Consider the following 13,268-nt stretch of genomic DNA (forward strand, 5'->3'; position numbering starts at 1 on the left):
TACAAAGTACCTTTAGGCTACTGATGAAGAAACACCTAATCATTTTTGTCCTTGTGCTCGCTGGTAGTGTCCGGGTTGGAGCACAAGGTACTACGGTAAACGCTGGCACATCGATTCTACCCGCCGACTGGAACCCCAAACTAGCGGTTGATTTGGTTATGGCCAACGTAATCAAAGTCACCGGCCGCTTTAAAGTTCACCACAACTAAATAGCCATTTGTTGACTTGCTTGTTTTCAGTCACTTGAAAAAAATAGCCACCCGGCTAGTAGCAGTTTCACCGGTGGTGGATAAGGGGGAAAGCCAGCCTGAGACATGAGATTCTGGAAGGCCAGCTCAACGAATACCGGATAAGACTCAATGAAATGCTGGGAAAATATGAAGGAGACTTTAGCGTGTCATTGGAGGAGCTCAATGATCGACTGTCGACCCCGACCTCTGAACGGGAGTATGATGTGTTAAAAATGGTTTTCACGCAAAAGACCAACCAGGAAATTGCCGATGAGTTGTTCCTTTCCATCAATACTGTCAAAAGCCATTTAAAAAACCTCTACGACAAACTGGGAGTAAATAACCGGGGCGAGGTGGTGAAGTTTATTGCTTCGAGGAGGTAGCATTTCAATTTCCTTCCAACCGCCTCACAAAAACCTTCTTGAGATTCCAACTATTTAAAATAACTTATACCTGATTTTGTGCGGCAGGTAAGGAGGGTGTAAATTAAACCAAACTTAATGTACTCAATTTTTTATGAGAGCCTACCTACTACTATTCCTTTGTTTTCTTTTTGTCTCGTCCTGTCAGGAAAATAAAAAAGAAGAGCCCTACGATCCCGACTCCTTCATTGACCCAGAGCTTTTTAAAGACCACATTCGGGTGACTGATTTCCAAACCGCTGAGGAAGAAATGAAAGGCTTTCACCTGCCTCCTGGGTTTGAAATCAATCTCTATGCTTCTGAACCCGATATCACCAAGCCCATCAACATGGAGTTTGACGACCATGGCAGGCTGTGGGTGACCCACTCCATAGAGTATCCCAATGAGGCTTCTACTGGCTCGGGTCAGGACAAAATAACGATTCTCGAAGATACCAATGGCGATGGGAAGGCAGATAAATTCACTGATTTTGCGAGCGACCTCAATATCCCCATTGGCATTATGCCGGTAAAAGGTGGGGCTATTGCCTATAGCATTCCCAATATCTACTATTTCGAAGACAAAGACGGAGATGACAAGTATGACGAAAAGAGAGTACTTGTTGGCCCGTTTGATCATGTGGATACACATGGCATGATCAACAATTTCTTTCGGGCACCTGACGGCTGGATCCACTCCTCCCATGGTTTTCGAAATGCCTCTAAAGTATCTGGCGCTGACAACGATTCAATAAGCATGACCTCCGGCAATACCTTCCGCTTTCGTATCGATGGCAGCCGGGTGGAGCAAACTACTTTCGGCCGGGTCAACCCGTTTGGGTTTGCTGTGGATGATTTTGGCTACGTCTACTCTGCCGACTGCCACACCATGCCCATTTACCAGATCATCAGTCAGGGTGATTATCCACACTTTGGTAAAAAGCCGCCCGGCCTCGGTTTTGGACCACAGATGATGAACTACCAGATTGGTTCCACTGCCCTTTCCGGACTGGACTACTACAACGGAGAGGCTTTCCCTGAGGAATACAGAAACAGCTTCTACTCCGGCGATGTGGTAGCCTGCCGGGTGAGTCGTAATACGATTACCTACAGCGGATCGACGCCAGTAGCGACGCTTCAAAAAGACTTTTTGGTGAGCGAAGATCCGTGGTTTCGTCCCGTGGACGTAAAAATTGGGCCGGATGGTGCCCTTTATATCGCAGATTTTTATAACCGTATCATTGGTCACTATGAGGTGCCATTAGATCACCCTGGCCGGGACAGGAAAAGTGGTCGCATCTGGAGAATTACTTACAAAGGGGAGACAACCGATCAGGTGGATTGGTCAAAAGCAAGCCTTGACGAGCTGATCAAAGGTCTTGGCCAGAGTACTTTTTCGCAGCGGATGATGGCGTCGAACCGACTGGTAGACTACAAGGCTGATGAGGCGGCGCAGCCGCTAAAAGCACTTTTGTCGGATGGTAAAGCTTCTTCCAAGCAGAAAGTCCATGCCATGTGGGCGCTAAAGAGGCTTGAAGCGCTGTCGGACACAGAGTTAAAAAGTGCTGCTACAGGAAGCGATCAGGAGGTCAGAGTGCATGCCTACCGTATACTGACAGAATATGAATCGTTGAATGACGAAATGAGAAGCCTGGCATTGGATGGGTTAAAACATAGCGATCCTCATACGCAGAGAGCTGCGGCAGATGTATTCGTGAGACATCATCATGCCGCCAGCATCAAACCGCTTGTAACGGCCGCTTTAGCAGTACCCTCGACCGACACGCACCTTCATTACACTTTAATGATTGGCCTGCGTGATCATTTCAAAAATCCAGAGATTCTCACTTCTACAGTGCCACAGACATGGAACGAAGCAGAAACAAAAGTCCTGATGGACGCCATGACCGACGTGCCTTCTGCCATCGCCTCGGGTTTCATCTACGACAACATAAAGAAGTACGATGCTCCACACGACCGCATGGTGGTGTATCTGCAGCACGTAGGGCGTTTCATTCCGGAAGCACAGCTTACTTCGGCGATTGATTTTATTAAAGAGAAATTCAAAGGCGATGCGGCCGGGCAATATACGTTGTACAACACGATCCAAACTGGTATCGGTCAGAGAGGCGGCACTGCTAATGCCAAACAGATGACCGACTGGGCGACAAGCTTTGCCGGTGACTTCCTGAAAAATCTGGAGACAAAACCGCAACTGGTGGCTGACCAACCGTCTGCCCATGCGGATGAGGAGTATGAGTATTTTGAAGAGATTTCTCAGCGCCAGGTGTTTGCTGCTAACATCGCTAGTCAAAATAAACTGACAAGCTATGAACAAGGTCTCCGTGACCTGCTGAATGCCTCGTGGGCAAAAAGCAGACCCAGGGCGGCTGCGGCCAAAGCATTACTGGACATCAATGGCAAAGGCAATATTGATATGGTGGAGGCCAAATTAATTAGCGCTGAGGAAGAACCTGCTTTCCGGGAAGAGCTGGCCAGAACCATTGGCACATCATCTTATGCCGGTGTAACGCCGTTGCTGAATAAGTCACTGAAAGATGCGCCCAGCGGATTGCAGGTAGCTATCGCATCGGTGTTTGTGAACTCAGCTGAAGGACGGGCCAGCCTGCTGAAAGCAGCGAAGGATGGCTTCATCCCACCCAGAATACTCATGGACAGAAGGGTGAACGAACAGCTACTATCAAAGCTGACTGCCACGCAGAAAAAAGAATATGATGCACTAACAACCGGTTTGGAGTCTGTGCTGGAGGAAAGACAAAAACTGATTGATGCCAGATTAGCCAGGTTTGATCCCAAGCCTGATGTTGATCTTGGCAAAGCTGTGTTTATGAACAACTGCAATGTCTGCCATCAGATCAATAACGATGGCGGTGTGATTGGGCCACAGCTCGACGGTATTGGCAACTGGGGCAGGAGAGCATTGGCAGAAAAGATTCTGGATCCGAACAGGAACATTTCGCAGGCATTCAAAACATACACAGTTACCTTGAATGACGGAAAAGTGCTGAGCGGCTTGTTCAGGCGGAACGAAGGCGAGCTGGAAGTGTATGCCAACGCAGCCGGGCAGGAGTTTACCGTAAGCAAAACCGATATCAAGGAGAAAAAAGCATCGCAATACACCCTGATGCCCGACGCCTTCGGTGAGTCCATCAGCGAAACAGACTTTGATGCGCTGCTTGGTTATTTGCTTACCCAGAAGTAAGGCAATTGTGTTTAGGTCTGTCAGGGGACAGACCTCGGTTAGCAGCAAATGAGACTCGATTGTATAATTAATCTTAAGGATGAATCGAGCCCTTCCAGGAGGGTAGGTGAAGAATTGGTGGGCCGATGCGCATAAAGGCCAGTGCGTTTAATTCTTCAAAGACTTTTGCCTACTTTTTGTCTTTTAAAAAGTAGGAGCCCACCCGGCTTGAGGGTGATCATTCTTATAGAACGAAACTATTGATGATATGAAGCCATTTAAAAGAGTTACGATCCCTTTCTTCGTTTTATTAGTATCGGTGCAGTCCCATGCCCAGCCCATGAAGGACCACATCGTGGCCGACGATATCCCCTTCAAAAAAACCGTCCTCTTCGATAAATTCGTCTCTGAAGGAGTGGCCGTAGGCGATGTCAACAACGACGACCTCACCGACATCATGGCCGGGCCGTTCTGGTTCGAAGCTCCCAACTGGATCCGGCACGAAATCTACGAACCAAAACTCTACGTTGCCGAAAAGGAATGGAGCAACTCCATGCTTAACTTCTCGCTGGACGTGAACCAGGATGGCTGGATCGACTTTATCCGGGTCGATTTTCCGGGCAAGGCTGTTTACTGGCATGAGAACCCCCAGGGAAAGGAAGGCTACTGGAAGGAGTACATGATCCATGAAACCGTGGGCAACGAATCTCCCGGATTTTATGATATGGATGGTGACGGTCGAAAGGACATCTTGTGCGGAGATGTAACCAACAAGCAAATGATCTGGCTGAAGTCGCCCGGTAAAAAAGGGGATACCAACTGGACAAAATACACCATTAGTTTGCCGGGCACACCTGGCTCTGAAAACTTCTCCCATGGCCTCGGTCATGCCGACGTGAACGGTGACGGACGGAAGGATGTGGTGATCAGAGAAGGTTGGTGGGAAGCGCCGAGCGATGTTACTCAGGCGGCCTGGTTCTGGCATCCATCCAACCTTGGCGAGCCATGCTCCCACATGTATACTGTGGATTTTACGCAAGATGGAAACCTGGATGTTTTCTCTGCCTCTGCCCACGAGAGAGGCATCTGGTGGTATGAAAACGAAGGAGACGGTAGTAATCAGAAGTTCACCCGACACCTCATCACCGACGAAATGTCAGAAACTCATGCCGTAGCTTTCTCTGACATCAACGGCGATGGCAAAAAGGACTTTGTCACCGGCAAGCGCTACTATGCCCACATGCGCCAGGGCACTGGGGCTTTGGAGCCAGCTTACCTCTACTGGTTTGAATACGTGCCAGGCAAAGAGCCCAAATGGATCGCTCACGAAATCGATGACGACTCAGGCGTAGGCCTCAACGTAGTAGCTGAAGACATCAACAAAGACGGCCTGACCGACGTGGTGATAGCGAACAAGAAGGGGATTTTTGTGTTTGTGCAGGGGGAGAAGTAGGGTTTCGTTCAACTGAAAAGTGTATACTAATAGGCAGGCCTAGAGCCAAACAGACTCTCCTTAAGTTGTATGAATACCAACTTATTTTTAGTAGTGATAGGTAGCCTTAAGACAGATGGCATAATGTCTGAAAGATCAGCAGAACTTTTAGTGCAGGAGATTTTGCAGGGGAGTATTACTAACAAGCTAAAATTGTTCGACCTACTAATTGCCAACGCATATGAGGAATTGCCGGAGGAATCAAAGGAGTTTTTCTCAGGAGAAGATGGATACTACGCAGTACCTTTGAGTACCAGACTAGTGGGGTGGCTTGATAAGTATCTTACAAATGTGCAATACCTGCATGAGAATGGAATTATTGGTAGTGATGCTAAAACAATGATTCTCGATCGTCTTGCAAACTATGACTCAATGGCCGCATACGCCCACATGCAAGGGCTGAACTTAAAATACCTACAGATGCTCAGAGAGGGGGTTGACCTCTAAATTCTACTTCCTCCAATCCCCTTGGCCTGTCCCCCGACAGGGCTTTTCTCAACACGTCCGACTTTTAAGTTAAAGCCTCTTCACCCTAATATTCTTATAATACACCCTTTGTCCATGATGCTGAAACATAATATGGCCTTCTTTGTCTGAGCCATAACCCGGGTTGTTGGAGAATTTGCTTTCTGCCAGCAATTTTGTCATTTCAGGGCTTCCGATTTCAAACTCCAACACCTTGGCACCGTTCAGCCAATGTTCTACGTGGCCATTGTTGTGGATAAGTCTTGCCTGGTTGAAGTCACCGATGGGCTTAAGTTTTTTATTGGTAGGAATAATAAGGTCGTAAAGCGATCCGGCAGACCTAACTGCTGCGGTATCGTTGAAATAAATGTCGTCCAATACCTGAATTTCAAAGTTGTCCAGCCAGTTGGGGCTATTGCCATTCCCAGCTTCCATGGTTAGGTTTTCCTGCATATGAAAAAACACGCCTGAGTTGGCTGCGGTGTCCACCGCCCATTCGTATTAAAGCTCAAAGTTTTTGTAACGACCTTTGGTCAGCAGATCACGGTTGGCAGTATCCGGGTTGGTGACCAACATGCCCTTTTCAACCAGCCATACTCCTTCAGGAAATACATCTATTCCATATCCTCTCAATGAGTCAGTGGATGTTCCATCGAACAGAACCACCCATTCATTTTCTGAGACTTCGTTTTGTTCTGCTTTTTTAGTTTCAGTACACGCTGAGATTAGAGCGGCAGGAATTAGAAAAAGGAGTAATTTCTTCATGGTAGTTTTAGATCAAGGACAAGCTTTCTTAAAGATAACTACTTTTTCGAGTATAGCCCATCTTGGCCTGTCCCCTGAAAGGCCTACGTCTTACAATCTCCTCAGCGTCAACCCCCCGTCGGCCGTAATCACCTGGCCAGTAGAATAAGGAATTCCGCCGGTTGCCAGGGAGGCTACAATGCGACCAATGTCTTCCGGCTGGCCGAGTCTTTTTTCTACCGTCAGACCATTGGCTATCATGTCTTCATACTTGCCTTTCACCTTGCTGATCATGTCAGTTTCGATCACGCCGGGGCGTACTTCGTAAACCGGAATACCAGCCTCGCCCAGGCGGATTGTCAGCAGTTTGGTCATCATGCCCAGCCCAGCCTTGGCCATGCAGTATTCTCCCCGATTGATGGAAGCAACTTCGGCTGAAATGGAGGAGATGGTAATAATGCTTCCTTCGAAGGCGGTCGATGCGGCTTTTTCTTTCAGCATTTGATTGGCCACCAGCTGGGAAAGGAAAAAGGTGCCTTTGAGGTTGATGTCGAGCATGTAATCATAGTCGTCCTCATCAATCTCCAGCACATCTTTGCGAACCCTGGGTGCCACTCCCGCATTGTTCACCAGCAAATTGAGCCTTTGAAAATGAGCCAGGGTCTGAAATACCATTTTTTCCCGGTCTTCTTTCACACCCAGGTTGCCTTGCACGTAGGCAACTTTTGCTCCCAGCTTTTCCAGCTCATTAATCATTTCTTTGATGTCCTCTGTCGGCCGCATGCCGTTCAGGGCCAGGTCATATCCCTCCCTTGCAAGGGATTTCGCAATACCGAAGCCAATGCCTCGTGTTCCTCCGGTGATCAGCGCTACTTTTTTATCCGACATATCAGAGCTCTTTCTTGATTTCTTTGATCAGCTTGGCTTCTTCCATTTGCTTATAGTAAGGGTCAAGCGGGAAGCATCCTGAGATCATGCCATTGCGTGGGCCCGTGGTGCAGTCGGAGAAAGTACGGCAAATTTTCGCCCTTTTCATCCCTTCGCCTGACAATACATCTGCCGGCATTTCTGGGTAGGAGATCACCATCCGTCCAATGCCCACAAAATCGACATCTCCATTTTTCAGTACAGCTTGCCCTACGTTGGGCAGCCACTCCTGCAGGTAGGAATACCCCGACCCAACGATGGCGAGATTGGGAAAATCCTTTTTGAGTGCAGCTACCACCTCAAGGTGACGGGCAACGCCTACCAGGGGATCTTCTGGCGGCAGGTAGCCGTCGGAAGGAGGGAAAAGAGCAGGCCTTGTTACGTGGGGATTGTAGTAAGGGCTCCCAGCAGTAATACAAAGCAGTTCGATGTCGAGCTCCTCCAGCAGATGCAGAAACTTTTTTGTTTCGGTCAGATTGTAGCTGAGTCCCGATTTCTCACCGCCAAAGGCATAGTTATAGTTGCCTGTTACTTCGTAAGGCTCGCCCACTTTGTCTTCGGCCTGTGTAAACGGTAACAAATCAATGGCGCTTAATCTCACGCCAATTTCTAATCCGGGCGCTTCATTTCGAATGCCTTCTACAATCGAGGTGAGAAAGCGGGTTCTGTTTTCGAAGGAACCGCCGTACTTGCCTCCCCTGTCAATGGCGCTTAGAAACTCATGACCTAAATAGCCATGACAATGTTTGATGTCTACAAAATGGAACCCCGCCTTTTGCGCCAGCACGGCTGCCCTGATAAAATCTTCAATGAGGCTGTCAATGTCCTCGTCGCTCATTACCGGATAATCGTCGCCCAGTCCGAATTTCTTGTTCAGGACAGGGTGGGCGTAGAGTATCTTTGGCTGTAGCTTTTTTTTATCGAAAGGTTTGCAAAACCTGCCTGAGTGGGTCAGCTGCAGACCGATAACCAGGTCGTCGGCGCTGCCAAACTGCTCCTGATGATCTTTGATTAACGACTCGTAAAGGCTAACAAACTCTGGAAAGGTATCATCGTTGATCATCAGCTGATTGGGGTTGGCCCTGCCTTCCGGATGCACAGCTACCGCCTCACAGCCCCATAGCAGTTTAGCACCACTGATGGCGAAATGATGCCAGCGTCTTTTGGTGTGCTCCGAAGGTCTTCCGTCTGTGGTGCCATCCCAGCCTTCCATGGGCAGGATGCAAAAGCGGTTGCCGATGGTTCTGCCCGAATTCAGCGAATAGGGTTGGCCGTATGGAGAATTAGTGGTGGCCAATTCAGCATCAAATGGAATGTCTGCTCCAATTTCTCCCAGGTAGCTGGCAAGGTCGTCGGCAGTTTTGAGCTGCGCTATACGTTTGTAGGTTGGTCTGTGTTTTGTAGACATCTAAATTCATTTAATCAAATACAATCTAAGGCGCTGTTTTGGGTCTTCAACCAGTCCCGTAAGGGACATTACTTCGGTAGAATAGGGCGTCCGAAATTTTCATAATCCCGTAGGGATGAAACATTATTCAAGATCTTTAAAAAGATATCTTTCATCATAGTCGATTTCGAATTTATTAAGGAACTCTTTGTATTCATCGAGAAATGTAATTTTCTGATGATGGATTTCCTGATTTTCGATATAGTCAATCACATTCGACACCTGAGATTTGCTATAAGAGAAGGCTCCGTAACCTTCCTGCCACTCAAACTTTCCTCTGGTAAACTTATTGGTGTTCACCCATTTTGACGAAGAGCCTTTAATATCCTGCATGAGGTCGGATAGAGATTGTGTGGGTCTCATTCCGAAGAATACATGGATGTGATCAGGCATTCCATTGATGGATAACATTTTGTGCTTATGAGTCTGAACAATTCCTGTTATGTATTTGTATAGATCATTTTTCCATTCTTTTCTTATCAGACCGATTCTGTTCTTCACTGCAAAAACTGCTTGAATATGAATTTGGGTGTATGTATTTGCCATGAATTTAATGTTGCGTCCCTAAGGGACTTCCGAACATTGATTTATTATTAACGTCTACCGATTTTTGGCTCCTAACGGAGCTCAAGTGCATTTCTGCTTAGTTAAATACATAGTCAAAAACTTGATGGACCGTATTCGGCGACCTCTATACCCTCGTTGTGTACAAGTTAGCAGCTAAGCCGTCTTTTAAAGTCATACAAATCATTTTCAGTCCCGTTAGGGACTTTACTTCGGTTGACAAGGGCATCCGAAATTTTGATAATCCCGTAGGGATGAAACATCAATCTATTAATCCATTAAAAAACGTATAATACTCTTCACCTTTCAGCTGTTTGGTCATGTACAGGGCCAATTCCCTGGCATGATAATCCCCCCACATGCTCGATTCGCCACACGGCACCTTTTGTCCTGCGGGCACATGATCCCAATTATTGGGGCGATGGTACACAGAGTGCAGCGTCAATCCCTGGTGGGATGGGTCTGTGGAAAGATAAGGTTCGCTGAAAAGCGCCTTTGCGGCCGTTAGCCCCGCTTGCGTATATTTTGGTTCGTTCAGGTACTTGCCAAGCCTCAGAAGCCCTTGTGCGCCAATGGCCGCTGCAGAGCTGTCCACCGGTTCGTAAGCATTGAAAGGATCTGAATCTTTTGCCAGGAAGTCACCCATGTGTACCAGGCCAGGTGCTCCGGTATCCCAGTAGGGAATACCGTCGACGCAAGAATTTTCAATATAGAAATCGCAGGTAGCTTTGGCTGCCTTTAGCATCAATGCCATCAACTCCTTTTTGGAGATAATGCCTTCCAATGCCGACTCGGGTACCTTTTCGAAGAACTCAAGCTCTTCCGGAAAGCCGCACATGGCCCAGGCCAACCCCCTTGTCCAGGTGCTCATGCCGGTGTAGCCTTGCTGTGTGCTCACGCTGCGGAAATTGCCATCGTTGGTATTAAAAATGCTTTCATGGGCGGTGCGTCCCCAAAGGTCATACAGGTCACGACCTTCGCCATAAAACACCGAATAGTTGGCGGTGGAAATCAAATGCTGGACAGTTCTTTTTAGCAGGCTAATTTTCTCGTCGTTTTCCGCCATCAGCGAGTGGCCCAGGGCGTGGCTCATCATGAGGATGCGGCAAGAGCGAACCGTGTCGACAAACAAGGAATGAGGGCCGTTAAAAGAATAAATGAACCCCCCATTTTTGGTGGTTGTCCAACGCATGGCCTGCACAGCCCCACTTACTTTGATCGCCAGCTCATAGAAATTCTTTTCCCACTCGTTGTGCTTGGTTTTCCCTTCGTGCATTAGCCGAAGCAAATTGCCGTAAGTGCTGATATTGTTGAACCCATGGTCGTGCACTCCTTTGTGGGTGAGGTGGGGTGCCATTTTTTCCAGCGTATTTTTCCTTCCTATTTCCAGGAATTCCATTTCCCCTGTGGCATCATACTGTAGCAGCGCTGACCCAAACTGGAATCCCTGCGTCCATTCTGTCCAGCCTTTTGTAGTGTACTTCCCCTCCACAGTAAAAACTGGGGTGCCAGCCTGTCCATCATACTGCTTCTCGATGGCTATTATTTTCTGACCTGACAATTCCCAAAATTGGGTGAGGCTTTTTTCTAAGTGTTCAACCTTCAGTTGGTTGTCTATTTTCATTTCGTGTGTGTATGTTTATTTAAAACGAGGCGCTGTTCAGCCTTTTCACTGCCCGACAAAGATCCACTATTAGCGTGAGTGGACTTTCCTGCTGTGGCCTGCTTACTTTTTATGTAAAGCCATTATCAAGACGCTCAAACCGCCATGCACCATGTACAGGACAATATCGAAATTGAATCCACCGATTTGTGCAGGTATCACAGAGGCGATCGATAGGATAACGCTTAGTAACGCCAGACCGCAGGTGACCATCAGTACTTTGGGTGGATTTTCGAAGATGACCGCCGCCAATACTAGTGGAGCCATTACCGAGGTGCCGGTAAAGCTCAGGCGAGCCAACAGCACCAGCTGATCACTCATATAGATGGAGAAAACCAAAACCACGAGAGAAAAGACCATCAGCGAAATCTTCGTATAACGCATCACCATTTTGTCTTCGCCGGAAAGCAATGAGCGCAGCTCAGAGCCGAGGGCGAAAATCTGCGCATTGGTGGTAGAAAGGCAGGCGGCGAACAGTCCAACTACTGCCAGTGCTGCCACTGGATTGGCCTGATCAAAAAGCAAAGCGGACGAAAGAAAATCAGAAGTCGATGCATCTGGATATTTCAGCGCTCCATACAAACCAATAAATACGGTGGGTAGAATCACCAGAATGGCAAAGAGCCCCACGGCGTACGTCATTTTATGTACCGACTTCAGGTCTTTCATGACGATCAGTCGGGTAGTGAGCTGTGGCTGGGTTACCGGGATCATCACAATAGCGATGGCAGAGCCGATGAGAAACTGTGTAGTGAACAACCCTTTTGGGCCAGGCAAAGTAAGCAGGTCTGGGTTCTGCGTGCCCACATTCGCCATCATCTGACCAAGGCCGCCCGACATTTCGAGGCATGCCAGGCCAATGATCCAGATCACAACCAACAGCAATATCCCCTGGATGGCATCACTGTACACAATGGCTTTCAGTCCGCCGATTTCCGCATACACCAGCATGATTACCACCGTACCGGCCGACCAGCCCCAGGAAGGGATAGCATCGGGGAAAGCTGCGTTGAGAAAGATGGAAATGCCCCTGATCTGTATGGCGACATAAGGAATGAGAAACAAAAAGGCCGTGAGGAAGAATAAATAGCCAGCCCAGGGTGAGTGATAGCACTTTACAAGCAGCCCGGCAATGCCCTTGAAACCTTTGGCTTTGGCCAGCTTACGAAGTTTGTATCCAAACCAAATGATGAAAAACACCATGAGCGCATCGGAGAACGCCAGAAAGATCCACGCACCTACGCCGTGGTTACGGAAGAAGTCGGGCATGCCCATGAACGTAAAGGCACTGAACAGGGCAGCGGCGAAGGTCATGAAACCAAGAAACGCTCCGATCGCTGAACCTGCCAGCATAAATTCGTCGGAGGTTCGGTTTTTTTGATAGGATTTCACAGAGGCCAGCACCAGCAGGCCAATGAAGATGATGAAGAAAATAATCAGCCAGGTGGTCATGTTAGTCTTCTTTGTGCGGGAAAACCCGTGTGCCTACAAATGTGAGAATCACCATTAGTGCGGTGATGAGGATGCTGCTCCAAAGGACGTAAGGCAGGGAGAGCAGAAAGGGCTCAGGCTGGCCCGGTTGGAAGACTATGCCAAAGCTCAACAGAAGAAGCAAAATGGCTGCGGCGACAACGACTCGCCAGGCGGTAAATGATTTCATTATATAAGTAGGTTTTAAAGCGGAATGAAGATTGGCAAATAAAGGGGCTTTTGCAATTATGTACCGGGACAAAATTAAATTGATATTTCTTTTACAATTCATATAGAAATGTTTTTATTTGTTTTACAATTTATATACTAATGGGTAAATCATACATAGGAGAATTTGAAGAGCTGGTACTCACCATCGTAGCCATTTTACAGGATGACGCCTATGGGAATGCCATAGTTAACGAAATAAAAAGCAAGGCAGGCAGAGAAGTAAACCTCAGCGCAGTGCATGTGACGCTCTACCGACTGGAGGACAAGGGCTATGTGAAATCGGACATGGGCGGTGCCACCAATGAAAGAGGAGGCCGACGCAAAAGGATATTCACCATCACCAATGCGGGGCTGGCTATTCTCAAAGACATGAAGGAATCGAGAATGGACCTTTGGAAACTTATCCCCCAATTGAACTTTGGTTGAGTGAAT

The 13,268-nt window shown here is 47.8% G+C and carries 12 protein-coding genes and 1 pseudogene; 6 read left to right on the top strand and 7 right to left on the bottom strand.

Annotated elements, in window-relative coordinates; translation table 11 throughout:
• Positions 1-23: 23 nt before the first annotated feature.
• The 5 genes from AAC052_RS18840 (at position 24) to AAC052_RS18860 (ending at position 5,772) form a co-directional block, all read left to right on the top strand.
• The gene (locus AAC052_RS18840; RefSeq protein ID WP_339815016.1) at positions 24-209 is read left to right on the top strand and encodes a hypothetical protein; all 186 of its coding nucleotides are present in this window, start codon (positions 24-26) and stop codon (positions 207-209) included.
• A gap of 155 nt (positions 210-364) precedes the next feature.
• Positions 365-613 (top strand): helix-turn-helix transcriptional regulator, encoded by a 249-nt coding sequence (locus AAC052_RS18845; RefSeq protein ID WP_339815017.1) that lies wholly within the window; start codon positions 365-367, stop codon positions 611-613.
• A gap of 133 nt (positions 614-746) precedes the next feature.
• Entirely contained in the window at positions 747-3,854 is a 3,108-nt protein-coding gene (locus AAC052_RS18850) for a PVC-type heme-binding CxxCH protein (RefSeq protein ID WP_339815019.1), read from the top strand.
• 247 nt (positions 3,855-4,101) lie between these two features.
• Positions 4,102-5,286: a VCBS repeat-containing protein gene (locus tag AAC052_RS18855; protein ID WP_339815020.1), complete on the top strand. Its 1,185-nt coding sequence runs from the start codon at positions 4,102-4,104 to the stop codon at positions 5,284-5,286.
• 69 nt (positions 5,287-5,355) lie between these two features.
• Positions 5,356-5,772 carry a hypothetical protein gene (locus AAC052_RS18860; protein WP_339815021.1) on the top strand — a complete coding sequence of 139 codons (417 nt, stop codon included), beginning with the start codon at positions 5,356-5,358 and terminating at the stop codon, positions 5,770-5,772.
• Between the two features lie 69 nt (positions 5,773-5,841).
• On the opposite strand, the pseudogene AAC052_RS18865 reads toward AAC052_RS18860, so the two are convergent.
• The 7 genes and pseudogenes from AAC052_RS18865 to AAC052_RS18895 form a co-directional block, all read right to left on the bottom strand.
• Positions 5,842-6,555, bottom strand: a pseudogene (locus AAC052_RS18865) (DUF1080 domain-containing protein).
• A 90-nt stretch (positions 6,556-6,645) separates the two neighbouring features.
• Positions 6,646-7,422, bottom strand: coding sequence for a 3-ketoacyl-ACP reductase (locus tag AAC052_RS18870; RefSeq protein ID WP_339815022.1), 777 nt, complete (start codon positions 7,420-7,422; stop codon positions 6,646-6,648).
• 1 nt (position 7,423) lies between these two features.
• Positions 7,424-8,869, bottom strand: a complete 1,446-nt coding sequence (locus tag AAC052_RS18875; RefSeq protein WP_339815023.1) for an NADH:flavin oxidoreductase — start codon at positions 8,867-8,869, stop codon at positions 7,424-7,426.
• Positions 8,870-8,992: 123 nt separating this feature from the next.
• Complete coding sequence (gene tnpA, locus AAC052_RS18880; protein ID WP_339815024.1) at positions 8,993-9,454, bottom strand: IS200/IS605 family transposase; 462 nt, start codon at positions 9,452-9,454, stop codon at positions 8,993-8,995.
• 280 nt (positions 9,455-9,734) lie between these two features.
• A complete protein-coding gene (locus AAC052_RS18885) occupies positions 9,735-11,096 on the bottom strand; it encodes a glycosyl hydrolase (RefSeq protein WP_339815025.1) in 1,362 nt (453 codons plus the stop codon).
• Between the two features lie 102 nt (positions 11,097-11,198).
• Positions 11,199-12,587, bottom strand: a complete 1,389-nt coding sequence (locus AAC052_RS18890) for a sodium:solute symporter family protein (protein WP_339815026.1) — start codon at positions 12,585-12,587, stop codon at positions 11,199-11,201.
• Position 12,588: 1 nt separating this feature from the next.
• Positions 12,589-12,795, bottom strand: a complete 207-nt coding sequence (locus AAC052_RS18895; RefSeq protein WP_339815027.1) for a hypothetical protein — start codon at positions 12,793-12,795, stop codon at positions 12,589-12,591.
• A gap of 140 nt (positions 12,796-12,935) precedes the next feature.
• On the opposite strand from AAC052_RS18895, the gene AAC052_RS18900 reads away from it, so the two are divergent.
• Positions 12,936-13,262 (top strand): PadR family transcriptional regulator, encoded by a 327-nt coding sequence (locus AAC052_RS18900; RefSeq protein WP_317489754.1) that lies wholly within the window; start codon positions 12,936-12,938, stop codon positions 13,260-13,262.
• Positions 13,263-13,268 lie beyond the last annotated feature (6 nt).

It is taken from the genome of uncultured Imperialibacter sp. (genome assembly GCF_963974565.1).
GTDB lineage: Bacteria > Bacteroidota > Bacteroidia > Cytophagales > Cyclobacteriaceae > Imperialibacter > Imperialibacter roseus.